Source organism: Kitasatospora sp. NPDC033851, from assembly GCF_055576085.1.
Genome location: NZ_JBVIRL010000015.1, coordinates 111,854 through 135,266, shown reverse-complemented (window position 1 = coordinate 135,266; position 23,413 = coordinate 111,854). Strand labels below are relative to the sequence as shown.

The 23,413-nt window shown below is 72.7% G+C and carries 21 protein-coding genes and 5 pseudogenes; 9 read left to right on the top strand and 17 right to left on the bottom strand.

Going from position 1 to position 23,413, the window contains the following annotated elements; genetic code table 11:
- Nucleotides 1–69 precede the first annotated feature (69 nt).
- The 6 genes from ACZ51D_RS26560 to ACZ51D_RS26535 all read right to left on the bottom strand — a co-directional run bounded on the left by ACZ51D_RS26560 (nucleotide 70) and on the right by ACZ51D_RS26535 (nucleotide 6,322).
- Entirely contained in the window at nucleotides 70–528 is a 459-nt protein-coding gene (locus ACZ51D_RS26560) for an ATP-binding protein (protein WP_465615105.1), read from the bottom strand.
- Between the two features lie 312 nt (nucleotides 529–840).
- Nucleotides 841–1,233 (bottom strand): STAS domain-containing protein, encoded by a 393-nt coding sequence (locus ACZ51D_RS26555; protein ID WP_465615104.1) that lies wholly within the window; start codon nucleotides 1,231–1,233, stop codon nucleotides 841–843.
- Nucleotides 1,234–1,361: 128 nt separating this feature from the next.
- Nucleotides 1,362–2,264, bottom strand: a complete 903-nt coding sequence (locus tag ACZ51D_RS26550; RefSeq protein WP_465615103.1) for an RNA polymerase sigma factor SigF — start codon at nucleotides 2,262–2,264, stop codon at nucleotides 1,362–1,364.
- A 170-nt stretch (nucleotides 2,265–2,434) separates the two neighbouring features.
- Entirely contained in the window at nucleotides 2,435–2,737 is a 303-nt protein-coding gene (locus tag ACZ51D_RS26545) for a DUF7701 domain-containing protein (RefSeq protein ID WP_465615102.1), read from the bottom strand.
- The gene (locus ACZ51D_RS26540; protein ID WP_465663713.1) at nucleotides 2,737–3,267 is read right to left on the bottom strand and encodes a RipA family octameric membrane protein; all 531 of its coding nucleotides are present in this window, start codon (nucleotides 3,265–3,267) and stop codon (nucleotides 2,737–2,739) included. The genes ACZ51D_RS26545 and ACZ51D_RS26540 overlap by 1 nt, the downstream gene beginning before the upstream one ends.
- Nucleotides 3,268–3,397: 130 nt before the next feature.
- A complete protein-coding gene (locus ACZ51D_RS26535; protein ID WP_465663712.1) occupies nucleotides 3,398–6,322 on the bottom strand; it encodes an AfsR/SARP family transcriptional regulator in 2,925 nt (974 codons plus the stop codon).
- Between the two features lie 367 nt (nucleotides 6,323–6,689).
- Between ACZ51D_RS26535 and ACZ51D_RS26530 the strand changes: the two are divergent.
- Nucleotides 6,690–6,941: pseudogene (locus ACZ51D_RS26530) on the top strand (solute carrier family 23 protein); the annotation flags it as partial.
- A 101-nt stretch (nucleotides 6,942–7,042) separates the two neighbouring features.
- Here the strand turns inward: ACZ51D_RS26530 and tnpA are convergent.
- A pseudogene (gene tnpA, locus ACZ51D_RS26525) lies at nucleotides 7,043–7,353 on the bottom strand (IS200/IS605 family transposase).
- Between the two features lie 85 nt (nucleotides 7,354–7,438).
- On the opposite strand from tnpA, the gene ACZ51D_RS26520 reads away from it, so the two are divergent.
- The 3 genes and pseudogenes from ACZ51D_RS26520 to ACZ51D_RS26510 all read left to right on the top strand — a co-directional run bounded on the left by ACZ51D_RS26520 (nucleotide 7,439) and on the right by ACZ51D_RS26510 (nucleotide 10,701).
- Nucleotides 7,439–8,674, top strand: coding sequence for an RNA-guided endonuclease InsQ/TnpB family protein (locus ACZ51D_RS26520; protein ID WP_465615099.1), 1,236 nt, complete (start codon nucleotides 7,439–7,441; stop codon nucleotides 8,672–8,674).
- Nucleotides 8,675–8,687: 13 nt separating this feature from the next.
- Nucleotides 8,688–9,842 (top strand): annotated as a pseudogene (locus tag ACZ51D_RS26515) (uracil-xanthine permease family protein); the annotation flags it as partial.
- Between the two features lie 136 nt (nucleotides 9,843–9,978).
- A complete protein-coding gene (locus tag ACZ51D_RS26510; RefSeq protein WP_465615098.1) occupies nucleotides 9,979–10,701 on the top strand; it encodes a heparin lyase I family protein in 723 nt (240 codons plus the stop codon).
- A gap of 69 nt (nucleotides 10,702–10,770) precedes the next feature.
- On the opposite strand, the pseudogene ACZ51D_RS26505 reads toward ACZ51D_RS26510, so the two are convergent.
- The 3 genes and pseudogenes from ACZ51D_RS26505 to ACZ51D_RS26495 all read right to left on the bottom strand — a co-directional run.
- A pseudogene (locus ACZ51D_RS26505) lies at nucleotides 10,771–10,902 on the bottom strand (DUF397 domain-containing protein); the annotation flags it as partial.
- Nucleotides 10,903–10,998: 96 nt separating this feature from the next.
- A complete protein-coding gene (locus ACZ51D_RS26500; protein WP_465663711.1) occupies nucleotides 10,999–11,208 on the bottom strand; it encodes a DUF397 domain-containing protein in 210 nt (69 codons plus the stop codon).
- The gene (locus tag ACZ51D_RS26495; RefSeq protein WP_465615096.1) at nucleotides 11,208–12,041 is read right to left on the bottom strand and encodes a helix-turn-helix domain-containing protein; all 834 of its coding nucleotides are present in this window, start codon (nucleotides 12,039–12,041) and stop codon (nucleotides 11,208–11,210) included. Before ACZ51D_RS26495 ends, ACZ51D_RS26500 begins: the two co-directional genes overlap by 1 nt.
- 128 nt (nucleotides 12,042–12,169) lie before the next feature.
- On the opposite strand from ACZ51D_RS26495, the gene ACZ51D_RS26490 reads away from it, so the two are divergent.
- Together ACZ51D_RS26490 and ACZ51D_RS26485 are read left to right on the top strand one after the other, a co-directional pair.
- Nucleotides 12,170–12,466, top strand: a complete 297-nt coding sequence (locus ACZ51D_RS26490; protein ID WP_465615095.1) for a hypothetical protein — start codon at nucleotides 12,170–12,172, stop codon at nucleotides 12,464–12,466.
- Complete coding sequence (locus ACZ51D_RS26485; protein WP_465663710.1) at nucleotides 12,463–12,969, top strand: NUDIX domain-containing protein; 507 nt, start codon at nucleotides 12,463–12,465, stop codon at nucleotides 12,967–12,969. The genes ACZ51D_RS26490 and ACZ51D_RS26485 overlap by 4 nt, the downstream gene beginning before the upstream one ends.
- 61 nt (nucleotides 12,970–13,030) lie before the next feature.
- Here the strand turns inward: ACZ51D_RS26485 and ACZ51D_RS26480 are convergent, their stop codons facing one another.
- The 3 genes and pseudogenes from ACZ51D_RS26480 to ACZ51D_RS26470 all read right to left on the bottom strand — a co-directional run bounded on the left by ACZ51D_RS26480 (nucleotide 13,031) and on the right by ACZ51D_RS26470 (nucleotide 13,462).
- Nucleotides 13,031–13,210, bottom strand: a complete 180-nt coding sequence (locus ACZ51D_RS26480; RefSeq protein WP_465663709.1) for a DUF397 domain-containing protein — start codon at nucleotides 13,208–13,210, stop codon at nucleotides 13,031–13,033.
- A pseudogene (locus ACZ51D_RS26475) lies at nucleotides 13,183–13,242 on the bottom strand (hypothetical protein); the annotation flags it as partial. The gene ACZ51D_RS26480 and the pseudogene ACZ51D_RS26475, both read right to left, overlap by 28 nt.
- 10 nt (nucleotides 13,243–13,252) lie before the next feature.
- Nucleotides 13,253–13,462: a DUF397 domain-containing protein gene (locus ACZ51D_RS26470; protein WP_465663708.1), complete on the bottom strand. Its 210-nt coding sequence runs from the start codon at nucleotides 13,460–13,462 to the stop codon at nucleotides 13,253–13,255.
- A 288-nt stretch (nucleotides 13,463–13,750) separates the two neighbouring features.
- Between ACZ51D_RS26470 and ACZ51D_RS26465 the strand changes: the two genes are divergently transcribed.
- The gene (locus tag ACZ51D_RS26465) at nucleotides 13,751–13,978 is read left to right on the top strand and encodes a hypothetical protein (protein WP_465615091.1); all 228 of its coding nucleotides are present in this window, start codon (nucleotides 13,751–13,753) and stop codon (nucleotides 13,976–13,978) included.
- Nucleotides 13,979–14,213: 235 nt separating this feature from the next.
- Here ACZ51D_RS26465 and ACZ51D_RS26460 read toward each other — a convergent pair whose 3' ends face one another.
- The 4 genes from ACZ51D_RS26460 to ACZ51D_RS26445 all read right to left on the bottom strand — a co-directional run bounded on the left by ACZ51D_RS26460 (nucleotide 14,214) and on the right by ACZ51D_RS26445 (nucleotide 18,370).
- Nucleotides 14,214–15,410: an erythromycin esterase family protein gene (locus tag ACZ51D_RS26460; protein ID WP_465615090.1), complete on the bottom strand. Its 1,197-nt coding sequence runs from the start codon at nucleotides 15,408–15,410 to the stop codon at nucleotides 14,214–14,216.
- Nucleotides 15,411–15,464: 54 nt separating this feature from the next.
- Entirely contained in the window at nucleotides 15,465–15,824 is a 360-nt protein-coding gene (locus ACZ51D_RS26455; RefSeq protein WP_465663707.1) for a hypothetical protein, read from the bottom strand.
- Between the two features lie 107 nt (nucleotides 15,825–15,931).
- A complete protein-coding gene (locus ACZ51D_RS26450; protein WP_465663706.1) occupies nucleotides 15,932–17,185 on the bottom strand; it encodes an RNA-guided endonuclease InsQ/TnpB family protein in 1,254 nt (417 codons plus the stop codon).
- A 393-nt stretch (nucleotides 17,186–17,578) separates the two neighbouring features.
- Entirely contained in the window at nucleotides 17,579–18,370 is a 792-nt protein-coding gene (locus ACZ51D_RS26445) for an alpha/beta fold hydrolase (RefSeq protein ID WP_465615087.1), read from the bottom strand.
- A gap of 457 nt (nucleotides 18,371–18,827) precedes the next feature.
- Between ACZ51D_RS26445 and ACZ51D_RS26440 the strand changes: the two genes are divergently transcribed.
- Both ACZ51D_RS26440 and ACZ51D_RS26435 read left to right on the top strand, forming a co-directional pair.
- Nucleotides 18,828–20,246 (top strand): MFS transporter, encoded by a 1,419-nt coding sequence (locus ACZ51D_RS26440; RefSeq protein ID WP_465663705.1) that lies wholly within the window; start codon nucleotides 18,828–18,830, stop codon nucleotides 20,244–20,246.
- A gap of 361 nt (nucleotides 20,247–20,607) precedes the next feature.
- Nucleotides 20,608–23,394: an ATP-binding protein gene (locus ACZ51D_RS26435; protein WP_465663704.1), complete on the top strand. Its 2,787-nt coding sequence runs from the start codon at nucleotides 20,608–20,610 to the stop codon at nucleotides 23,392–23,394.
- Nucleotides 23,395–23,413: the final 19 nt, after the last annotated feature.

Here is a 23,413-nt window from a genome sequence, read left to right as displayed (position 1 = left end):
CCTCTGAAACGCGCCCGCGTCCGCTGACCGCCGGCCGCCCGCCCGCCGTGCGCGGGAGGGGCGGCCGGGTCAGGCGCGGGTCAGGCGCCGGGCGTCGAACTCGGCCCAGATCGTCTTGCCCTGGCTGTGCGCTTCGGCGCCCCAGCGGTCGGCGATGCGCTGCACGATGACCAGGCCGTGGCCGCCGGGCAGGGCCGGCACGTGGGGCAGACACGGGACGGGCATGGCCGGGCTGCGGTCGCTGACCTCGACCCGCAGCCGGGCCCCGGTGGCGTCCAGGACCAGCTCCAGCGGGCCGCCTCCGTGCAGCATGGCGTTGGCCACAAGTTCCGCCACCAGCAGGACGACGTCCGCGGCGGCGCCCTCGCCGGTGCACGCGTACCAGTCGGCCAAGGCGCCGGCGGTGAAGGTCCTGGCGTGGGCGACCGGCTTGGGGAGCCCGGCCAGGGTCAGCCGTCTGCGCTGGCCGCCGACGGGCAGCGCGGTCCCGGCCCGGTGCGGATCACCATCGAGGGTTCCCCGGCTCATCTGATATCTCCGTGGATACTCCCGGCTTCAGCCAGGGAAGGAAATGGATCGCCCGCGTAGCGGGTCATGGACAGCCGTTTCGCCGCCAGGGCGGAACAGCATGTTGATATGTGATCATCCGTCAGGTAGTCACACGGATTGCTGTGAGGGCACCCTTTCGGATCGACGGCGGTTCGCATGGTCGGATTCCCGGTGCTTTCCGGATTATGCACCGCCACGGCCCCGGGCCGTGGCGCGAACGGCACACCCGGGCCGCGGCCCGGACGGCGCGCCCGGTGCGCCGCCCGCGCCGGGAGGACCGACCGCCCCGGCTCAGGCCTCCAGGGCCGCTGCGACCGACTCGTGAAGGGAGAACACGGCCTGCGCGCCGGTCAGTTCGAGGACCCGCATGACGGTGGGTGACACGGCGGCCAGGTACAGGGCCACCCGCTCCTCCCCCGCCGCGAGGCGCGTCTTGAGCAGCAGGTTCAGGCCGGAGGAGTCGCAGAAGCCCACGCCGGCGAGGTCGATCACCACCGCGCGGGGGCGCTGCGCGACCAGGGCGGTGAGCGCGTCGGCGGCCGGTGCGAGCGTCTCGATGTCGAGGTCGCCCACCAGGACGCACACCACCGCGCCGCAGGCCTCGTGACGGGTCCGCACCGCCAGCTCAGGCCGGGGCGGGGAGGCCGCCAGCACGATCTCCCTCTGGTCGTCGGATGGCGTCATCGTCGTCCCCTCCCTGTCCGTGCCCTTCGACCATACGGAGGTCGCGCCCGTCGGCCAAGCAGGGGGTCGTGGATCGGTGCCGCCCCGGGCGGGTTGCCCGCCCGGGGCGGGTTCGCCGCGGCGCACGGTCAGGCGTCCTCCAGTCCCTCGCGCAGCTGCCGCAGGGTGCGGCTGAGCAGCCGGGAGACGTGCATCTGGGACAGCCCGAGGCGGGCGCCGATCTGGGACTGCGTCAGGTCCTCGCAGAAGCGCATCGAGAGGATGAGGCGCTCGCGCTCGGGCAGGGCGGCGACCAGCGGCTTGAGCGCCACCAGGTCCTCGACGAGGGAGAGGTCCGGGTCGTCCTCGCCGAGGCGCTCGCCCAGCGGGCCGGGGCCCTCGTCGTCCTCCGTGCCGGTGTCCAGGGAGCCGGCGGTGTGCCCGTTGGCGGCGGTCAGGCCCTCGACCACCTCCTCCGCGGAGAGGTCGAGGTGGCGGGCGAGTTCGGCGACCGTGGGGGCCCGGTCCAGCTCCTGTGCCAGGCTCTCCTGGGCCCGGGCCAGGACGATGCGCAGCTCCTGGAGGCGGCGCGGCACGTGGACGGCCCAGGTGGTGTCGCGGAAGTGGCGCCGGATCTCGCCGAGGACGGTCGGCATGGCGAAGGTGGTGAACTCGACGCCGAGGCCGGGGTCGAAGCGGTCGATGGCCTTGATCAGGCCGACCGCGCCGACCTGCAGCAGGTCCTCCTGGGGCTCGCGGTGCGCGGTGAAGCGGCGGATCGCGAACCGCACCAGGGACAGGTTCATCTCCACCAGGGTGGCGCGGACGTAGGAGTACTCCCGCGTCCCCTCCTCCAGGGTGGCGAGCCGGCGCAGCAGCACCCGGGTGAGCTGCCGTGCGTCGGCCGGGGCGATCTCGCGCGGATCGTCGGCCGCGGCGAGCTGCGGTGGGAGCAGGTCCCGCAGCCCCCCGTCGGGCACGGCCGCGGGGGCCGACGGCTCACCCGTCGACGGCTCGGCGGAAACGGGCAGTTCACCAGTGGGCACGGCCATCGGATTCCCTTCCTCGTGTCGGCACGGTCGAACCGCCCGGTTACCCGGTGACAGCCGGTCGATGCGGCCATCCGGGGTGGAGGTTTCGTGAAACCCGGCGGCGGCTGCCCGGCGTGACCGGCGGCCCGGGCCCGCGGCGGCGGCACTGCCCCGTCCGCGGGCCCCGGTCCTCAGCGGGCCGTGGGGTGGTGGAGTTTGCGGGCGGCGGTGCGGATGGCCAGCGTGTAGGGGGTGTCCAGGGCGCGGGTGGGGGCGTCGAGTTCGTCGAAGGGCACCAGGGCCTGGTGGGTGTCGTCGGTCGACTGGGTCCAGGCGGTCCAGGCGTTGTGGACGTCCTCGTCGGTGACCTGGTCGCCCTTGGCCTGGAGCAGGACGGCGTAGAGGCGGAAGAGGTCGTCGGAGCCGGCGGGAGGTCTCGCCTCCGAGGGCAGGCAGGCGCGGATGAGATCGGCGATGGGATCGAGGTGGCTCATCAGGCCAGTGTGCCGGTGACCAGGGTGCCGGTGAGCAGGATCAGGTGGGCCGCCGCGAAGACGACCGGCACGGCCCGCTCGGTGGTACCGAGTTCGGTGTAGTGCTTGTGCCACCGGCCGCTGCGGGTCGCGTTCCTGAGGGTGTCCCACTCGTCGGTGTAGATCCGCGTCGCGAGTTGCTCCTCCAGGGCGTTGATGATCTTGAACTTGGCGGCGTTGAGGTCCCGGTAGCTGCGCAGCTGCATCCACCAGGCGACGGAGAGGGTGATGCCGGCCAGGGCGACGGCGGTGGGCACCCACCACGGGGACTCGGAGAGCCTGGGTATGCCGAAGCCGATGAGGGTGACCAGGGCGGTCTGCACGGACAGGAAGAAGGTGTTGGCGGTGCCCCGGCGGGCCGAGACGCGGTCGGCCATCTCCACGGCGAGTTTGTACAGCTCCAGCAGTTCGGTCTGGCGGTTCCACTCCGGCGGCACGGTCATCGCGCTTCCCTCGGTCGGGCGGGCGGCGAGGACGAACCGTTCGGGCACGGTGCCGCCCCCGCCGACACTGATGCGACGTCACTTTCCCTGTGGCGGACGGTTCTACCGGTGGCGGAGGGTTTTACCGGCCTCGGGTCAGCGCGCGGGGGCGGGCCGCAGGCGGTAGGCGTCGCCGCGGTCAGCGGCCGCCCGGGGCGGGCGCCCCGGCGGTGGCCCTCGCCGTCGCGGTGGCCGTCGCGGGAGCCGGCACCGTCGCGGTGACCGTCGCGAGGGCCGTGGCCGCCGCGGCCGGGAGGGCGTGCAGGGCTGCCAGGGCGCCCGCCTCCCCCTCCCCGAACCGGTGGGCGCGGGCCTCGCGGACGGCGGCGTCGAGGTGGTGGGCGGCTTCCTCCGGGTGGCCGGTGGCGGCGAGGGCGCGGCCGTAGAGGGTCAGCAGCAGGACCCGGCGGGCGGCGGGGAAGGGGGGTTCGGCGACGGCCAGGCCGCGGGCGGCGTGGTGGGCGGCCTCCTCGGGGGCGCCGGCGGTCAGGCATTCCTGGGCGAGGTGCTGGCGGGCGAGGGCGACCAGGTCGGCGCGGGCGGCCCGCTCGGACAGCGAGAGGGCGCGGACCAGCAGGCCGCGCACCCGCGCGTTCCTGCCGTAGCGGCCGAGGGCGACGGCCAGGTTCATCAGGGCGACGGCCTGCGCGGTGCCGTCGCCGGCCTGGGCGGCGAGGTCGGGGGCGCGTTCCAGGTGGACGAGGGCCTGCTCGTGGCGGCCCTCCTCCAGCAGGACCCACCCGAGCAGGGCGCGGGCGCGGGACTGGGCGGCTGGGTCGTGGTCGGCCTCGGCGGCGGCCAGGCCGTGTTCGAGCAGCGGCACCCAGCCGTCCCGGACCTGCCACACGATCAGCGGCCACTGCAGCAGGACCAGGCGCCAGGCCCGGTCGTGCAGTCCGGCCGCGACCGCCGCCTCGACCGCGCCGCGCAGGGTGTCGCGCTCGGCGGCGTACCAGGCGAGTGCGCTCTCCCGGTCCGGGAACGGGCGCACGTCGGCGGGGCGCCGGCTGCCGGCCGGCGGGGTGCAGCAGGGCTCGCTGCCGGGTTCGGCGGCGTCGCAGGCGACGAGCAGGGTGTTCAGCAGGTGGTCGAGCAGACGCGGCAGCACCTCGTCGTCGACCTCGCCGGGCAGGCTGCGGGCGTAGAGGCGGACGAGGTCGTGCAGGGTGTAGGCGTCCCGGCCGATCTCGACGATGAGGTGGGCGGTGGCGAGCTGGCCGAGCGCGCCGGAGGCCTCGCCGGGGCGGCAGTCGGCGAGCGCGGCGGCCGTACGGCTGTCGAGGGTGGTGCCGGTGTGCGCGCCGAGGCGGTGGAACATCCGGCGGGCGGGATCGGACAGGTGCTGGACGGTGAGGGCGAGGGCGGCGGCGACGCTGGTGTCCTCGATGTCGAGGATGCCCAGCCGGCCCTGTTCGTCGGCCAGTTCGTCGGCGAGGACGGCGAGGTCGCGGGCCGGGCCGGTGGCGACGCGGGCGGAGGCCAGGCGCAGCGCGAGCGGCAGGCCGTCGCACAGGCCGGCCAGCCGGGCGGCGGCTTCGGGTTCGGCGGCGACCAGGTCGGCGCCGAGGGTGGCGGCGAGCAGGGTGACGGCCTGCGGGGGCGACAGTTCGGCGAGCGGGACGGGGCGGGCGGCGTCGGAGGTGACCAGGCCGCCGAGCCGGTCGCGGCTGGTGACCAGGGTGACGCAGTCCTCGCCGTCGGGCAGCAGCGGACGGACCTGGTCGGAGCGGCGGGCGTTGTCCAGGACGATGAGCATCCGGCGGTCGGCGGTCAGCTCCCGGTAGCGGGCGGCCATGGCCTCCGGGGTCGCGGGCATCTGCTCGGCGGGCAGGCCCAGGCCGAGCAGCAGTTCGCGCAGGACGGCGGGGGTGGAGCGTTCGGGCAGCGGGCTGTGGCCGCAGAGGTCGACGAACAGCCGGCCGTCGGGGAAGTCGTCCTGGCGGCGGTGGGCCCAGTACAGGGCGAGGGTGGTCTTGCCGATCCCGGCGCCGCCGGTGACGACGGCGATCGCGCCGGGGCCGGTGGTGGCCCGGTCGAGCGCGGCCAGTTCGTCCTCCCGGCCGGAGAAGCCGCGCGGGCGGCGGGGGAAGGGCCAGGGTGTGGCGCGCGGCGGGCGCGCGGCGCCGGCCGGGGCGGTGGCGGTCGCGGGTCCGGCGGTGGCGGCGGCTCCGGCGGCCGGGGTGGGCATGGGGGCGGGGACGGGCGCCGCGGCCGGTGCGGCAGGGGCGGGGGCGTGTGCGGGGACCGGGTCGGGGACGGAGGCCAGGCCGCCGACGGTGGCCACCCGCGGGGGCGGGACCCGGTCGGGCCGCAGGGAGGCGGCGTCCGTGCGCAGCAGGGAGTCGTAGGCCTCGACGAGTTCGGGACCGGGGTCGATGCCCAGTTCCTCGGCCAGCGCCCGGCGGGTGCGGTGGAACCAGTCCAGCGCCTCCGAGCGCCGCCCGGCCCGGCCGAGCGCCAGGATGAGCGCCGCGACCAGCGACTCGCGCAGCGGGTTCATGGTGGCCTCGGTGGACAGCACGCCCGCCGCCGCGCCGTGGTCGCCGAGCCGGCCGTGGGCGCGCGCCAGCTCCTCCACGGCCGCGAGCCGCAGCTCCTCCAGGGCGTGCGCGGCGCACTGCAGCGGGACGCTGGGCGCGGTGCCGGCCAGTGCGGGGCCGCGCCACAGCGCGAGCGCCTCCCGGAGCGCCGCGACCGTCTCGGCGGTGTCGGGTGTCGAGCGGGCGGAGCGCAGGAGGTGTTCGAAGCGGGCGGTGTCCACCGCGAGGTCGGGCACCCGCAGCAGGTAGGCGCCGCCGTCGGTGACCAGCTCGACGCCGCCGGCGGGCGCGTCGTGCGCGGCGAGCAGCGCGCGCAGGCCCGAGACGTGGTTGTGGATGACGGTGCGCGAGTGCCGGGGCGGTTCCTCGTCCCACAGCGTCTCGGTGAGCCGGTCCACGGCGACCGGCGCGCCGGGGTTCAGCAGCAGCATGGCCAGCAGGCTGCGGCGCTTGGCGGACCCGACCGGCAGCTCCCGGCCGTCCGCGGCCACCGCGGCCACCGAGCCCAGCAATCGGAAATCCAAAACCCGCTCCCCATTCAATGTGACAAGCATATGACAGTAGGCGATCCGCTGATCACAGGGTGTCGCCCAGGCGACACCCAGGTGACCGCACAATGACGACTGGGCGTCACGGGCCCCTGGGCGCAGGACCGTTGCCGGTGCGTGACGGGGTCCGCGGCCTCGGGTGAGAGCTTGCGCGGTGATCCCTCCCGGCCGCCAGGGATCACCGGCAGTTCGGGACGGCGGAACGCCCGGGCAGGCGCTGACCAGGGCGGATGCCGGGCCCCTGGAACGCGGGGCCGAGACGAGGGGGGATTCGGCGCAACCCGCGGCGGCCACCAGAATGGTGCGGACGGATCTTCGGAAGTACAGAAAGCGAAACCCCATCATGGATCTCGGCGTCCGCTGGAAGCTGCACGGCGACGGGCGCACACCCGCGCCGGGGGCGGTCGTCCGCCCCGACGAACGGCTCTCCTGGCCCCGCACGGCAGGGCTCGGCGCCCAGCACGTGGTGGCGATGTTCGGAGCGAGCTTCGTGGCGCCCGTCCTGATGGGGCTCGACCCGAACCTCGCGATCATGATGTCCGGCGTGGCGACCGTCATCTTCCTGCTGTCCACCCGCGGCCGGGTGCCCAGCTACCGGGATTAATCGCAGTGCGCCGGGCCTCAGCCCGGTGGCGAAGCGATTCCGAACCCTGCTCTCCGCTGAATCCGGCGGTCTCCCGCGCTGTTGGCCTCGGCTCAGACGGGTCGGTTCTGCTGCTCGACGTCCGATCCGGCGACATACGACCCGGACCAGAGGCACTGTGCGCGCCAGTAGTGCTTGAACAGCGCGGGATACTCCTGGCGTAGACGGCGGGAGCCGACGCCCTTGAGGCTGTTGACCACCTTGGAGATCGCCACCTGGGCGGGAATTTCACCAGCGGGTGGACGTGGTTGGCCTTGCCGTTGAATTCCACCGGCTCGGTTTCGAAGTCCGCACAGGCCGCGGGCATGATCTCTTCCGTGCGCTTGAGGTGGGCGTCGGTGAACGCGCGACGCCGGTGCTTCATCACAAGAACCGAGTGGGCATGAGGAAAGCGAAGTGATGTTCTGATACCCGGCCATAAAGGAACTTTAGTTAGTACAGTGTTTTTCGTGCAGCTTCGGTACAGCTTCCGCTTGTACCCGAACGGGCCTCAGCGTGCTGCGCTGGCACGGGCGTTCGGGTGCGCGCGGGTGGTGTTCAACGACGCCCTTCGGGCTCGTGAGACAGCCCGTGCGGACGGGTTGCCATACCCGACGATCGGCGACCTGTCGAAGCTGCTGATCACCGAAGCGAAGAGGACCCCCGAGCGCGCATGGCTCGGCGGGGTGTCGGCGGTCGTCCTGCAACAGTCCCTCCGGGACCTGGAGACCGCGTACTCCAACTTCTTCGCCGGCCTCAAAGGCACCCGCAAGGGCCCGAAGCCCGGCGCGCCCCGCTTCAAGGCCAAGCGGGACACACGTCAGTCGGTCCGGTTCACCGCGAACGCCCGGTGGAAGATCACGCCGGGCGGTGACCTGTCCTTGCCGAAGATCGGCGATGTGCGGGTGAAGTGGTCCCGCGCACTGCCGTCGATGCCGTCCACGGTGACCGTGGTCAGGGACAGCGCGGGCCGGTACTTCGCGTCCTTCGTCATCGAGACCGATCCGGCCTCCGACCTCGGGCGCATGCCCGAGACGGGCGGGCGCATCGGGATCGACCTCGGCCTGACCCACTTCGCCGTCCTCTCGGACGGCCGGAAGATCGACAGCCCCCGTTTCCTGCGCCGGGCCGAGAAGCGTCTCAAGAAGGCACAGCGGGATCTCTCCCGTAAGGAGAAGGGCAGCAAGAACCGGGACAAGGCCCGTGCCAAGGTCGCCCGCGCGCACGCGCGGGTGGCCGACGCCCGGCGCGAATTCCACCACCAGCTCTCAACGAAGATCATCCGCGAGAACCAAGCGGTTGCCGTTGAGGACCTGGCGGTCAACGGACTCGCCCGGACCAGGCTCGCCAAGTCCGTCCACGACGCCGGATGGTCGGCGTTCGTCACGATGCTGGAGTACAAGGCCACCCGCTACGGGCGCACCTTCACCCGCATCGGCCGTTTCGAACCTACCTCGCAGGTCTGCTCGAACTGCGGCGTCCAGGACGGCCCCAAGCCCCTGGGCGTCCGCGTCTGGCAGTGCCGGGCATGCGGCGTGTGGCTCGACCGGGACATCAACGCCGCCGTCAACACAGCCAAGGCCGCCGGACTGGCGGTGACAGCCTGTCGAGCGCAGGTAAGACCGGGACCTGTTCCGGCACAGCGCGAAGAAGCAGGAACCCACCGAGACGGTCAGACGACCGTGGCAGGAATCCCCCGGCCCTAGCCGGGGGAGCGGAAGTCAACTGGGGTGCTCGCTGTCCTTCGTGGGCGCCGCCGCGGTGATCCGGGCCCAGGGCGGCACCAGCGCGACGGTGACCGGCGCGGTGTTCGTCGTGGGCGTGGCGCTGTTCCTGGTGGGCGTCGCCGTCCAGCGGTTCGGGGCGCGGATCATCCACGCGGCGATGCCGCCGATCGTCACCGGCGCGGTCGTCATGCTGATCGGCTTCAACCTGGCCCCGGTCACGGCGTCCACGTACTGGCCGCAGGACCAGTGGACGGCGCTGCTGGTGATGCTCTTCACCGGGCTGGCCGTGGTCGGCCTGCGCGGCTTCTGGTCGCGGGTGGCGATCTTCCTGGGACTGGTCTTCGGGTACGGGATCTCCTGGGTCTTCGACCGCGTCTTCGGCAAGATCCACTCGGTGGACGCGGGCGGCCACATGACCGACCACTGGCGCCTGGACCTGTCCGGCGTCGGCAAGGCCGACTGGGTCGGCCTGCCCACCTTCCACGGCCCCTCCTTCCAGTGGTCCGCGATCCTGGTCGCACTGCCCGTGGTGATCGCGCTGGTCGCCGAGAACGCCGGACACGTCAAGGCCGTCGGCGAGATGACCGGCTCGAACCTCGACGACAAGCTGGGCACCGCGATCTCCGCGGACGGCGTCGCCTCCATGCTCTCCACCGCCGTCGGCGGCCCGCCGAACACCACCTATTCGGAGAACATCGGCGTCATGGCCGCGACCCGGGTCTACTCCACCGCCGCCTACTGGGCGGCCGCCGGCTTCGCGCTGCTCTTCGGCCTCTGCCCCAAGTTCGGCGCCGTCGTCGCCGCCATCCCCGGCGGGGTGCTCGGCGGCATCACCGTCATCCTGTACGGCATGATCGGCCTGCTCGGCGCGCAGATCTGGACCAAGTCCGGCGTGGACCTGCGCAATCCGCTCAACCTGGTGCCGGCCGCGGCGGGCATCATCATCGGCATCGGCAACGTCACCCTGAAGTTCACCGACACCTTCAGCCTCAGCGGCATCGCCCTGGGCACCCTGGTCGTCATCACCGGCTACCACGCGCTGCGGGCCCTGGCCCCCGCCCACCTCAAGACGCAGGAACCGCTGCTGGACGAGGGCACCTCCTCGGACGACGAGCAGGCCGACGCCGGCACCGGCGCCGACCGCTGACGGCTCGTACCGGAGTCGACCGGCGGAAGTGGCCCCATGGCTACTTCCGCCGGTTGTTCCGCCTGGTCACAGGGCCCGGAGGATGGTCGAATCGCTGCGTACGCCCATGTCCGCCCCTTCGACCCCGGGGAGACCCATGTCCCGTCCGTCCCGCCGCCGCAAGCTCTCCTACGGAGGCGTGGCCGCCGCCACTCTCGCCATCACCTGTGTCTCGGTGACGCCCAGCAGCGCGGCGGGCAAGGTCCTCTGGACCCCGAACACCAGCAAGGGGGCGTCCTCCTTCGCCTCCGTGCAGTGCGCCTCCGGCAACTTCAAGGTCGTCGACGACGCCGCCAAGGGCAAGGTGTGGCGGGCGCACCAGGCCGCCGGCGAGGAGCGCTGCGAGACGGTCGGTCCCGACCTGAAGAACGGCGACACCTTCTACCTCGGCTGGTCGTCCAAGGTGGACATCAAGGACGACAACAGCCGGTACGTCTTCCAGCTCAAGTGCTCGCCGAGCACTGATACGGCCAACCACCCGATCGAGATCGACGCGACCAACGGCCGCATCCGGCTGCAGGAGTGGGACACCGAGCACGTGTCGCACACGCTGTGGACCGCGCCGACCGCGAACGGCCAGTGGCACTCCTACGCGCTGAAGATCCGCCTGGGGCGGACCGACGGCACCATCGACTTCTGGTTCGACGGCAAGAAGCAGACCTTCACCACCGGGTCGGGCACCTTCAAGGGCACCACCTGGGACGGCGACCGCAACTACCTCAAGTGGGGCTCGTACCACGAGTCCACGGCGGACGCGACGAACACCTTCACCAGCCCGGTGATGGCCACCACCCTGGAGGCGGCCACCGCCGGCTCGTAAGAGACGGACGGACGGAAGAACGTCCGCAGGCCCGGACCGCATGTGGGAGCGGCCCGGGCCTGCGGCATGTCAGCTTCCGATGTCGCCGAACTCCCCGCTGCGGACGGCGGAGACGAACGACTCCCAGGCCGCGAAGGGGAAGATCAGGGCGGGCCCTTCCGGGTCCTTCGAGTCACGAACCGGCATGACACCCAGGAACCCCAGCCGAGCGTCCTGACTGATTCTTCGTAGCCTGGCCCCGGACAACCAACGCCCCTGAAACCGCCCCAAGCGGGGGCCTTCGCTTCCGGCTTCGACTCAGACCCCGCCGAACTCGCCGCTGCAGACAGCGGCGACGAATGACTGCCATTCCTCGATCGGGAACACGAGGGCCGGACCTTCAGGGTTCTTGGAGTCACGGACCGGAACAAGACCGGGGAAGCTCGGGGCTACCTCAACGCAATTGCCGCCTTGCTGGCTGTAGCTCGCCTTCACCCAATGGGCGGCGGTCAAGTTGATGTCGGACATTAGATCCCTTTCCGAGCAGCGCGCATCCATTCGAGAGTCGCCGTCTCGGCCAGCGCTCCCACCTGGAGTCGATCGTAGTGTTTCCTCCAGATGGCGAGCCGTTCGGTGTCCCGCTCCAGGTGGCTTCGGCCCTCGGATTCTGAGTAGCCCAGGAGAGACTGGCCGGGGAGAGTCAGGAGCACCATCGGCAAAGCGAAGGGGCGTTCCTCCGCCAGCGCGAACGGTGCAACTTGAAGGATCACGTTATTGACGGCATACAGCTCCTCCAGGCGGGAGAGCTGAGCCCTCATCACCTCGCGACCGCCGATAGGACGATGCAGGCAACTCTCGTCCAGTACAGCATGCACCAGCGGCGGTCGGGCGCGCTGGAGTAGCTGCTGCCGCGTGAGCAGGTAGGTTACTCGTTCGTCCGCTTGCTGCGGTGTGATCGTGCCCCGACGGACATCGCTGGCTGCCAGAGCCCGGGCGTAGGGCTCGATCTGGAAGAGGCCTGGGATGATTCCAGCCTCGTAGATCCTTATCTCGGTGGCGTTCTGCTCCTGAGCTGCGTACTCGGGGAACCCCTCCAGCAATGCCGAGTGCTTGGCCTGGAGCCACATCAGCAGCAAGGTTCCGCCCGTCTCAAGCACACGATCGGCGTCACGTGCGAACTTCTCGCTTGGCGGGGTTCGGTCGGGCGGGGCAAGTTCGGCGTAGGAGACATAGGAGGGATCGACTCCCACGCGCCTCGCCAACTGAGCTTGCGTGAGACCAGCAGCCTTGCGTGACCTGCGAAGTTGCACTCCGAACGGCGCCCACGGGCCTGATGTTGGATCAAGTTCCTTGAGCTTCATTGACCTTCACCTACTTGCCGAGCACTGACTTCAAGCTTCAGATCGGCTTCCGATCGTAGGGGGCGGAGCGCCACCATGGCTACACCCGGTGATTCACCGGAAGCGCAGCGCAACCTACGGAGACCCCCATGCCCGATGTGCAGAGACCCGATACCTGGTTCCAACTCCACGAGGTGGTGCGGGACTTCAGCAGCCTCGACAGCGGCAAGCCGTGCGAGGGCGTCTTCGTCGAGGTGGCGTTCGGAAAGGCGGTGCTTCGGCCGCTGGGGTCCACCGGGCCCGAGCGGCGGGTCGACCTGGGCCTGATCCGGTCGCTCGACCCCCGGGAGACCGCGCCGGGGACCTGCGGGAAGTCGCGTCGGCGGCCGTTCGGCGGGTGGCCGCTTCCTTCCGGCATCAACTCATCACCCCGGGAGCAGAGTTGAGCAAGTCCCTCTTCCACAGCAAGCCTCCCGGCCGGCGGTCGGGGCAGCAGGTCTTCGTTCTGCGCGAGGACCCCGGAGGGTCGGGCGACTTCTTCGTGCTCCTGGTCGATTCCGTCCACCACGACGGGCTGGTCATGCCCGGTGGCAGCGCCGAGCAGAACGAGCTCCCCCACCTCGCCGCCCGGCGTCACCTCGAAACGCAGACCGGGCTCGTCCTGCCGCTGCGGACGATCCTCTCGGTCGACTACTCCCCCGCCGGCGAACTCTGCGAAGGCCTCGACTTCGTGTACGCGGGCGGGGTGGTCACCTCCCGGCAGGCCGCAGCGGTCCGCCCGCACCAGCCGCCGCAGGACATCCGCGCCCTGCACTGGGCGCCCCCGGCCAAGCTGCGCAGGGTCATGACGGACGACCAGTACCGGCGCGTCGAGGACGCCTGGGACGCGTGGGAGCACGGCGCCGGCCTCCCCCTCCTCGTCCGGGGCGTCCCGGTCCCGGTCGGCTGATCAAGACGGCAGGGACCGGGACGGACCGCTGGGGGCGGTCCGGGCCTTCGGCTTGTCGAGGTCAGACGTCGCCGAACTCGCCGCTGCGGACAGCGGCAATGAATGCCCCCCACGCCTGAGCCCGGAAGAGCAGGGCCGGACCCTGGGGAGCCTTCGAGTCAGGACGGGAACAAGACCGGGGAAGTCCGCGGTGAATTCGACGCAGTCGCCACCGTTGTTGGAGTACGAGGACTTCCGCCATCTGCCGCCGGTCAGATCTACGTGCTCGGCCATGACGCTCTTCTCAAACCTCGCCGAACTCGCCGCTGCGAACAGCGGCGACGAACGACACCCAGGCCTCGGCCGGGAAGACCAGGGCCGGCCCGTTCGGGTCCTTGGAGTCCCGGACTGGCATCAACTCACAAAAGCCGCGCGCAACCTCAAGGCAGTCCCCGCCTTGTTGGCCGTACGTCGACTTCATCCACGATGCGGTAGCCAAGTCGAGATCAGCCATGCGATCACCTCCGAAGCAGCGCAGTCACATCTCGGCTCCAGCGTAGAACGGCGGCGGCGCCCGAAGGGGGCTGCCGCCGAATCCGACTGACGAATCGTCACTGTTCGACCGAGGCTGGCGGAGTGCCGAGCCGCCCGCCCCTTCCACCCTTCCCCCTGTGGGCTGGCTGGACTCCTCCGTGGCGTGGACACGGCCGGGCTCGATGATGTCGGCGGGGAGGCCTCGTCGGGCCGGGCCTGACGCTGGACGTACTCCTCGAACAGAGCCCGGAACGGGCCGGGGGTGAGGATGACGGCGCCGGTGCTGGTGGCCTGTCGCAAGCCCTGTCGGCTGCCGGCGGGCAGCATGATGGCCACCACGCGCCTGGCTACCGTGCTCTACCGGCAGGGCGACCGCGCCGAAGCCGACCACCACGCCGCCCAGGCGGCCGCGCTTGCGGCCACCGTTGGCTCTGCCCGGCTGGCCTCAGCCCTCGCCGACATGCGTCGCGCCGCCGGTGCGCTGGCGGCCCGGTGACGAATCACCGAGCCGGTGGCCGCCGGTCGCCGCAGCTGCCGGACCTCGCGTCCGGAGGATGAAGCGCAGGCCCGGACCGCGAACGGTCCGGGCCTGCGTCGGTGTTCGGAGGTTCTCCGGATCCCGGCCCGGCCCTCTCGCCCAAGCCGTGGGGCCTGCGCAAGCCCGCGGTATCCCGTTCGTCACGGCGTTCCTGGCGCCCGTCGTGGGTTTTCCGGTCGTCCGGCCGACGGGCTCAAGGCAGCCGGCGCACCGGGGTGACCTCGCGGATGTGGATGAGGACGTCGAAGGCTTCGGCCAGGGAGGCGACGGCCAGGTGTTCGGCGGCGTCGCGGTCCGGGGTGTAGACGCCGCTGATGACGCGGGCCTTCGCCGGTCCGTCCCACTGGCCGCGGACGTCGTCGTGGCGCAGGTCCAGCCAGCGGGCGGGCAGGTCCGTTGCGCCGAGCTTGGCGTCGACCAGGTCCGCGCCCGGGGCCGGGAGGACGGCGACGCCGAGGGCGCCGTGGTGGAAGCCGATCGCCGCGGAGACGTACTGCGCGCCGTAGCGTTCGCGCAGCAGGGTGCCGGCGGTGGTCTGCGGACCGCGCTCGGGGGCCAGGCCCAGCACCGTCTCGGCCGCCGACGTGTGCGCGATGCCGTCCCAGTAGACGGTGCGCAGCCCGGTGGCGTGCTGGAAGTCGCCGACGATGTCGGCGCTCACCTCGGCGTCGCCCGCGTAGCTGCCGCGCCCGGCGACGCTGTGCTCGTGGAACTCGACGATCAGGCGCATCCTCGCGACCACGCCGGCATCCCCGACATCGGGGAGGGATTCGACCAACGCGAGTGCGTCGCGGGCGTGTTCGGCGAACGGCCGTCCGGGGTGGAGGCCCCGCGCCCGCTGCACGTGCTCGTCGGTCGTGTGGGCGGTGCGGATGGGGTCCAGGTGGGCCGCCAGCTGCGCGAGCCGCTCGGGCGCCGACGCGCGCACGTGCGCCAGGACGGCGTCGTAGTCGGCGGGTGCCGCCTCGGCCGGCTTCACGCCGAAGATCCGGACCGGGTCGTCCGCGTGGCCGCGGTTGAACGCCCGGATCCACTCCAGGGCCGTGGCCATCTCCTCGGTGCGCCAGGGCCTCCAGGCGCCGGCCAGCGCGGACGCGGCCGAGCCCCCGCCACCGCCCACGTACGCGTCGAGGGCCGCGGCGGCACCCGCGCTGTCCTGGACGGCCAGCGCGCGGAAGCCGTGGTCCCGGACCAGCCGGCGGAACAGCTGGTCCCGCACCCCGAAGGTCTCCCGGGAGAAGCGCGTGGACTCCCCGATGCCCACCACCGTCGCCCCGGCGGCCAGTTGTGCGGCGATCCCGTCGAGCACGGTGTCGGACAGCGGGAGAACCCGGGTGTGGTCAGTGTTCGAAGGGGCGGGGTGGCGGAGGGGTGCGGTGTCGTTCGGCATGCCGCTCAGTCTTGTACCTCAAGCTGACTTGAGGTCAAGCTTCTCGATCGCCGGCTACTCCTGCACCCGATAGGCCGTCCCCGCGGCTTCGGCGTAACTGAGCCAGGCCGCCCCCGCGGAGTGGACATGCAGGTCGACGACGACCTCATCGCCCTCCCAGCGGCCGCCCTCCGAGATCGCGAGGCCGATCAGCGCCAGGTTGCCGGCCTGGTCCCGCACCTCGTACTGCTCACGGGTCTCCTCGCCGAGCTCGCCGTCCGAGTCGTCCCGCTCCCAGGCGTCCACCGCGGCCTGGGCCACGACCCTGGGCAGTCGCACCGTGACACGGCCGACCTGGGCGTGGACGTGATCCCCGATCTCGGCCAGCGCCTTCGCTTCTTCCCGGTACAGGGCGTACCGCTCATGTTCCGTCACAGGGCGAGGCTACTGGGACCGCTGGGCCCGTCTCGACCGAATTGATCCGGCGGAACCCCGTGCGGTCGGAGCACGAGCTACAGCAGGTGCTTGACATCCTCCCCGCCCTAAAGGACGGGGATTCCTCCCGCGCCTGCGGCACGGATACCCGTGCGTGGCAGGTCGCCGAGGTGGGTTCCCCGTTCGACGGGCCGTGCCTGGCGTGGGATCGCCACGCCGGGTCTTGCCGGCCCTCCAGGGGCGTTTAACCTGTCCGCCTGCCCGGCGGCCAGGATGTTGCGAGCAGCATTGAGGTCACGGTCATGCCGCACACCACACGCCGTACAGGCCCACTCGCGCACCGCGAGGGGCTTGGGACCGTCACGGTGCCCGCACGCCGAACAGAGCTGGGACGACGGGAACGCGCGGTGCACGATCCCGACGGCGCGCCCGAACCGGGCGGCCTTCTCCTCCAGCAGTCGCCGGAAGGTCGACCATCCGGCGTCGTGGACGGACTTGGCCAGAGGGCCACGGGCGAGGCCGCGCACGTTCAGGTCCTCCAGGTACACCGCTTGGGTTTCGCGGATGATCTTGGTGGTCTGCTTGTGCAGCCAGTCCATGCGGGTGTCGGCCACCTTGGCGTGCGCCTTGGCGACCTTGACGCGGGCCTTGGCCCGGTTCTTGCTGCCCTTGGCCTTGCGGGACAGTTCCCGCTGGGCGGCCTTGAGCTTCCTCTCCGCCTTGCGGAGGAAGCGCGGGTTGTCGATCACGCTGCCGTCGGAGAGGACGGCGTAGGTGGTCAGCCCGAGGTCGATGCCGACCTCGGCATCGACCTCGGGCAGGTGATCGGGTTCGACGTCCACGACGAACGAGGCGTGGTACCGCCCGGCCGGGTCCAGCACGACCGTCACCGACGACGGATCGGCGGGCAGTGCCCGCGACCACTTCACCCGCACATCGCCGACCTTCGCCAGGTACAGCTTCCCGTTGGACCGCAGACGGAACCCGTTGCGGGTGAACCGCAACGACTGCCGGCTGTCCTTTCGGGACTTGAACCGGGGAAGACCCACCGGGCGGCCGGCCCGCTTTCCGGAGACGGAATCGAAGAAGTTCCGGTACGCCGTGTCCAGATCCCGAAGGGACTGGATCAGCGGGTCCACCCCCACCGAGGCCAGCCACGCCCGCTCAGCCGTCTTCTTCGCCCCGGTGATCACCAGCTTCTGAAGATCCGCGCTCTTCGGAAACGGCAGCCCGGCTTTCCGGGCTTCCTTCCGAGCCGCCAACGCGTCGTTGTACACCACCCGGGCACACCCGAACGTCCGGGCCAGCGAAGCACGCTGACCAGCCGTCGGGTAGATGCGATACGAGTACCTCAGGTGCACACGGTCAACCTACCGACAGGCACTGACATCAACAGCTCACGTCACAACCTCCGGAGACCACTCCGGCGCTACCCGGCTCCGAGCCAAGCCCCATTCCTCCCCGGCCCGAAGGCCGGGGCATCCTGGGAGATCAAAGGTGAACAGGAAGCGCACCGGCACCCGAACGCCCAGCTCCTCGGTCAACCTCGCGAACGATGCGTCAGCCGGCGTGGTGCATGGGCAAAGCCGCACCTTTCGGACCCGCGTCGGTGAGAGGAACCGTAACGGAGATCCACGAACGCGCCCGCCAGTCCGCCGAGCGCGCGTGCGAGTGCGGGCTCCGGCCTCCCCCTCCTCGTCCGGGGCGTTCCGGTCCCGGACGGCTGACCGGCCAGGACCGGGAGGAGCGCCCTCCTACCGCCTGCGCGGGGCGGTGGTGAGGAAGTCCAGGACGAGGGGGCCGGCCTGGGCGCGGAACTCCTCGAAGTAGGCGTGCCGGGCCTCGGGGATCAGGTGCAGCCGGGCACCGGGGATGCGGTCGGCGAGCAGGGGGGCGTTGGCGGCGGGGTTGAGCAGGTCGTCGCTTCCGTGGACGACCAGGGTGGGTGCGCCGATCTGCGGCAGGAGGTCCCAGGCGTCGTGCCGGTTGCTGGCCACGAGGTGGTGGCGCCGGGCGTGGGCGGGCATGTCGGGGTCGCCGAGGGTGTGGTGCGGGCCGGGATGGGAGTCGAGCCATCGTGGGGTGTACATCAGCTCCAGCAGGGCCTGCCGGGCGGCGCCGGGCTGGGATTGCGCCAGGGCTCGGCGGACATCGTTGCCGCGTTCGACACCGTGCGGGCCACCGGGTGAGGTGCAGCCGAGGACCAGGGCGCCGACCCGGCGCGGGTGGCGGGCCGCGAGGTGCTGGGCCACCCGTCCGCCCATGCTGGTGCCGTAGACGTCGGCCCGGTCGATGCCCAGTTCGTCGAGGACGGCGATGACGTCCCGGGCGAACAGCTCGGTGCTGTAGGGGGCGTCGGGCTTGTCGCTGTCGCCGGTGCCGCGGTAGTCGAGCGTGAGGGTGCTGCGGGCGGGGTGGAAGTCGGCGCGGACCGCGTCCCACCAATGGTGGTTGTTGGCCTGGCCGGCCAGCAGGACCAGCGGCGCCCCCTGGCCCTGGAGCTGGTAGGCGATGCGGACGCCGTCCGGTGTCATCGCGTGCGTCATCGGCCTCGGCCCCCCTCGTTCCCGTGTCGGCCGTCAGGCTATCCCGCTCAGGCCCCGGGCCCAGCGCGGACGGCGAACGGTGAACGGCGAACGGCCGAGGGCCGACGGCTGACGATGTGGCACGGGCCACACATAAGGGCCGGTTGAGGGCCCCGGAGTGACCAGGGTCACGCCGCGTGCGCGATCGGGCGCCCGGACGGCGCTCGGCCCCGGCAGGACTGGACGAGCCGTTGATCGGCACAGGCGGAGGGCCCGTCCGCTTCGGGACCTTGGTCATGAATCCGGCCGACCTTCGGCCCGGTGGTGACGGTGGCGAACCCGGGCAACCGTGGACGGTCGCCCGGTGTGATCGGGCGGTGGCGCCGTCCGAGGTGGGCGGCGTCGTCCACCTGCCGTCTACCCGGCGCACGGTGAGCGGGCCCGCCCGCCTCCGTACGCTCCGGAGGACCCCAAGCACATGTCCCAGACCATCGACAACGCCCCGTATACCGCCTTCCACCGCAGACTGGCCCTGGCCTGCTCGGGCGGGCCGCTGCTGGACGGCTACATCCTGAGCATCGTCGGCGTCGCGCTGATCGGGATGCGTCCCGAGCTCGGGCTGTCCACCGCCGAGGTCAGCCTGATCGGCGCCGCCGCCCTGGTCGGCATGTTCGTCGGCGGCGCGCTCTTCGGCGTGCTGACCGACAAGATCGGCCGGGAGGTGATGTACACCGCCGACCTGCTCGTGATGGTCGCCTGCTCGGTGCTCTCCTTCTGGGTCGACCAGGTGTGGGCGATCGCCGTGCTGCGCTTCGTGCTCGGCATGGCCGTGGCCGCCGACTACCCCATCGCGACCTCGCTGCTCGCCGAGTGGCTGCCCGCCAAGCAGCGCGGGCGGCTGCTCGGTCAGCAGATCGTCGCCTGGTACGCCGGCTCCGTGCTCGCCTACGTGGTGGGCTACCTGTTCCTGGAGCTGGCCGGGCCGGGCAGCTGGCGGTGGATGCTGGCGAGCTCCACGGTGCTGTGCGTGGTCTTCCTGGTGATCCGCCGCGGTTCGCCGGAGTCGCCGCGCTGGCTCGCCGCGAACGGGCGGGTCGGCGACGCGGTGCGCGTGGTCGAGAAGCACCTCGGGGTCCGGGTCGACGGCCGCGAGCTGATGCCCGACCCGGCCGAACGCGGCCGGCCCGCCGGGCTGCGCCTGCTGATGACCCAGCCCTACCGGCGCCGCACCCTGTTCTGCGGCCTGTTCTTCCTCTGCCAGGTCGGCCCGCTGTTCGCGATGCTCACCTTCGGCCCGCAGATCCTCTCCTCCTTCGGCCTGCCGGGCGGCACCGTCATGGAGACCCTCGGCACCGGGCTGATCAGCCTGGTCTTCCTGCTCGGCTGCTACCCGGCGCTGCGCCTGATCGACAGCCGCGGCCGGCGCCCCGTCATCATCTGGTCCTTCGCGCTGATGACCGTCCCGCTGGCCCTGCTGGGCGTGTGGCCCACCGCCCCCGCCGCGGTCGCCCTGCTGGCGCTGTGCGCGTACGCGTTCCTGTGCGGCGGGCCCAACGTGCTCGACTGGACGTACCCCAACGAGCTGTTCCCCACCGAGATCAGGGCCACCGCCGTGGGTGTGGCCACCTCGGTGAGCCGGATCGGCGCGGCCGTCGGCACCTACCTGCTGCCGCTGTCCCTGACCGGGCTCGGCACCGGGCCGACCATGCTCATCGCCGCCGGCACCACCGCGCTGGGCCTGCTGGTGTGCGTGCTGTGGGCGGAGGAGACCCGCGGCACCTCCCTCGGCGCCGCCCCGGCCGCGTCCGACGTGTCGGCCGCCTCCGACCCGGGCTCGTCGGCGACGAGCCCGGCGCCGGGCGTCCCGGCCCAGCGCCTCCCGCAGCCGGTGCGCTGACGGTGTGCTGACGGCCTGCTGACGGCCACCGCGTGAACCGCTGACGGCGCCGCCCGGTCCTCCCGGGCGGCGCCGTCGCCGGTTCACCGACCGTCGACCGCCGTGTGCCCGAGGCGTTCCGGGGTGCGGCGGTAGGGCCTCCGTTCGGGGCCCGGAAACCCCCAGGGGTGCGACACGAACGGGTCGTCCGTACCCGACTTTTCCGAGCGGGGGCGGCGCGGGGCCCGGGCCGGGCAGAGCCGCCCCCCGCCCGCACTCGGGGTGCGGCGGCCGGCTTTGTCAAGCCTGCACCGGAGCCGGGCGCACGGCAGTAGCGTCGGCCTCTCAACAACCGTTCCGACACGGTGAATTGGAGGCGAGGGTGACCGAGGAAAAGCCCGGGGGCGGCGGGTCCGGCGGGGAGGGCGGTCCGCTGCACGAGCGCGAGGCCGAGATCCGCTCGGCAGGGCGGGCGATCGAGGCGCTCACCGGGCCGGCCGACGCCGGGGTCGGGGAGCTGCTGCTCTACACGGGCGCGGCGGGGCTGGGCAAGACCGCGGTGCTGACCGAGGTGCGGCGGGCGGCGCGGCGCGCGGGCTGCACGGTGCTGTTCGCCCGGGGCGGGCAGCGCCAGTGCCACGAGCCGTTCCACGTGGTGCGCCAGCTGGTGCGCCCGGTGCTGGCGGCCCTGTCCGAGGAGGAGCGGGCGCAGGTCTTCGGGCCGTGGGAGGACGTCGTCGGCCCGGCGGCCGGGCTGCTGCCGCCGCGCGGGCAGCTCGATCCCCAAGGGGTGCGGGACGGGCTGGACTTCGTCCTCACCCGCCTCGTGCAGCTGCGCTCCCCGGTGGCCGTGATCGTCGACGACCTGCACTGGGCCGACCCGGAGTCGCTCGGCTGGCTGGCGGGCTTCGCGGTCCGCGCCCGGGAGCTGCCGGCCCTGCTGGTACTCGCCTGCCGCGACGAGTTCCCCGACGACGCCCTGGCGCTGCAACGCGGCCTCGCCGACCGGGCCGACCGCCGGCACGAACTGCGCCCGCTCCAGCCCGCCTCGGTCGCGCACCTGGTCCGCGCCGCCCTGGGCGCGGCGGCCGAGGACGCCTTCTGCCGCCACGTCTGGGCCGTCACCGGCGGGAACCCGTACGAGACCGCCACCCTGCTGCGCGAGGTCGCCGACCAGCGACTCGACCCGGTCGAGGAGAGCACCGGGCAGCTGCGCGAACTCGCCGCCACCGCCCGGGGGATGACGCTGCGGCACTGGCTGGAGCGGCTCGGCCCCACCGCGCTGCGCTTCGCCTGGGCGGCGTCCGTGCTGGACACCGACATCCGCTCCGACCTCGCCGCGGCCATCTGCGCCCAGGGCCCGGAGACCGCCGCCCAGTCCGTGCGGGAGCTGCGCCACCACCGGGTGCTGACCGGCACCGCGGCGGGCCGGCTGGAGTTCGTCCACCCGCTGGTCGCCACCTCGGTCTACCAGTCGATGTCGCCCTCCACCCGGACCGGGATGCACGGGGTCGCCGCCGTCGAGCTCGAGAACGCCGGCCTCGGCCTGCTGGCCGCCTCCCGCCACCTGCTGGAGATCCTGCCCGAAGGCGACGGCGAGATCGTCGACAAGCTGCGCCGGGCGGCCCGCGAACACCTGGCCATCGGCGCGCCCGAAGCCGCGCAGCGCTGCCTGCGCCGCGCCATCAGCGAGCCGCCCGCCGACTTGGACCGGGCCTCGGTGCTCTACGAACTCGGCTGCTCGGCGCTGCTCACCGACCCGGCGACCACCGTCAACCAGCTGCGCCTGGCGCTCGCCGACCCGTACGGGCTGGACCCCGAGCTGCGGGTGGACGCGACCTTCCGGCTCGCCCAGGCCCTCGCCCACAGCAACCGGCTCGGCGAGGCCGCCGCGCTGTGCGCCGAGGAGGCAGCGCGCACCGGGCCCGGGCCGGGGCGGCTGCGCCTGGAGGTCGCCCACTTCATGTTCGCCGCGTTCCAGTCCGAGGACGCGGACGGCCCGGGCCGCTCGCGGCGGCTCGCGGAGTTCGACCGGATGCTGGGCACGGTCGGCCTGGCCTTCACCGACGCCGACCCCGACCCCGGCTTCGGCGGCGGCGGTGAAGGCGCCGACGCGGACGCGGCGGCGGCCCCGGGCGAGGGCGTGTTCGAACGCGACGGTCTGGCCCACGCGGTGGCCGTGCTGCGCTGCTGGGACCTCACGCTGCGCGGCGTCGACAGCGCGGAGGCGATCGCCCTGGGCGAGTCCGCGCTGCCGGGCGGCCGGCTGCCCCACAGCCTCGGCTGGACCAACACCACCTGGGGCTTCGAGCTGCCCGGGATCCTGGGCATCAGCTTCCTGTACGCCGACCGGGTCGACCGGGCGGAGGAGCTGTTCGGCGAGGCGGTGCGCGCCTACGAGGTCGCCGGGTGGAGCGGCGGCCACCTCGGCTTCGCCTACCTGCTGACCGGCATGCTCCGCTTCCGCTGCGGCGCCCTCGCCGCGGCGGAGGACTACCTGCGCCGGGCCCTGCGCATCGCCGAGCGGATCGGCCCGGGCATCCCGCTGCACTGGGACGCGGTCGGGGCGCTGGCCGAGACCCTGGCCGCGCGCGGCCGGGTGGCGGAGGCCCTGGAGCTCGCGCACAAGCACGCCTTCGGCCCGCCGTACCCGACGGTGATGGTGCTGCCCGACGCCCCGACGCTGTACGGGCGCCTGCTGCTGGCCCGGGGCGACGCGGCGGGCGCGGCCGCGACGCTGGCCGCCGCCGGGGCGGCCCTGGACGCGCGCGGGTGGCGCAACACGGTGTGGGCGCCGTGGCTGGGCCACCTGGCGCGCGCGGTGGCCGCCGAGCAGCCGGACCGGGCCCGCGACCTCGCCGAGGAGGCGGTGCGCCGGGCCCGGGAGTCCGGCACGGACTCGGCCGTCGGCAGCGCGCTGCGGCTGTGCGCCGCGGTGCACGAGCGGCCCCGCAGGGCCGGGCTGCTGGCGGAGGCGGTCGGCCGGCTGGAGCGCTCGCCCGCCCGCTACGAGCACGCGCTCGCCCTGGTCGACCTGGGCGAGGCGCTGGGCACCGCGGCGGACGCCCGCACGGCGCTCACCCGGGGGCTGGAGCTGGCCACCCGGTGCGACGCCGACGGCTTGGCCGCCCGGGCCCGCGATCTGCTGGGCGCGGGCGGCGCGGGCTGAGGCGGGGCGGGGGCCAGGG

What these genes read in the sequence shown, in the direction of transcription:
- ACZ51D_RS26480 (WP_465663709.1), bottom strand. Translation starts at nt 13,210, where the DNA reads ATGGCGGAAGTCCTCGTACTCCAACAACGGTGGCGACTGCGTCGAATT.
- ACZ51D_RS26460 (WP_465615090.1), bottom strand. Translation starts at nt 15,410, where the DNA reads ATGCCGAACGACACCGCACCCCTCCGCCACCCCGCCCCTTCGAACACT.
- ACZ51D_RS26470 (WP_465663708.1), bottom strand. Translation starts at nt 13,462, where the DNA reads ATGGCTGATCTCGACTTGGCTACCGCATCGTGGATGAAGTCGACGTAC.
- ACZ51D_RS26490 (WP_465615095.1), top strand. Translation starts at nt 12,170, where the DNA reads ATGCCCGATGTGCAGAGACCCGATACCTGGTTCCAACTCCACGAGGTG.
- ACZ51D_RS26510 (WP_465615098.1), top strand. Translation starts at nt 9,979, where the DNA reads ATGTCCCGTCCGTCCCGCCGCCGCAAGCTCTCCTACGGAGGCGTGGCC.
- ACZ51D_RS26550 (WP_465615103.1), bottom strand. Translation starts at nt 2,264, where the DNA reads ATGGCCGTGCCCACTGGTGAACTGCCCGTTTCCGCCGAGCCGTCGACG.
- ACZ51D_RS26555 (WP_465615104.1), bottom strand. Translation starts at nt 1,233, where the DNA reads ATGACGCCATCCGACGACCAGAGGGAGATCGTGCTGGCGGCCTCCCCG.
- ACZ51D_RS26500 (WP_465663711.1), bottom strand. Translation starts at nt 11,208, where the DNA reads ATGTCCGACATCAACTTGACCGCCGCCCATTGGGTGAAGGCGAGCTAC.
- ACZ51D_RS26440 (WP_465663705.1), top strand. Translation starts at nt 18,828, where the DNA reads ATGTCCCAGACCATCGACAACGCCCCGTATACCGCCTTCCACCGCAGA.
- ACZ51D_RS26445 (WP_465615087.1), bottom strand. Translation starts at nt 18,370, where the DNA reads ATGACGCACGCGATGACACCGGACGGCGTCCGCATCGCCTACCAGCTC.
- ACZ51D_RS26495 (WP_465615096.1), bottom strand. Translation starts at nt 12,041, where the DNA reads ATGAAGCTCAAGGAACTTGATCCAACATCAGGCCCGTGGGCGCCGTTC.
- ACZ51D_RS26560 (WP_465615105.1), bottom strand. Translation starts at nt 528, where the DNA reads ATGAGCCGGGGAACCCTCGATGGTGATCCGCACCGGGCCGGGACCGCG.
- ACZ51D_RS26545 (WP_465615102.1), bottom strand. Translation starts at nt 2,737, where the DNA reads ATGAGCCACCTCGATCCCATCGCCGATCTCATCCGCGCCTGCCTGCCC.
- ACZ51D_RS26465 (WP_465615091.1), top strand. Translation starts at nt 13,751, where the DNA reads ATGACGGCGCCGGTGCTGGTGGCCTGTCGCAAGCCCTGTCGGCTGCCG.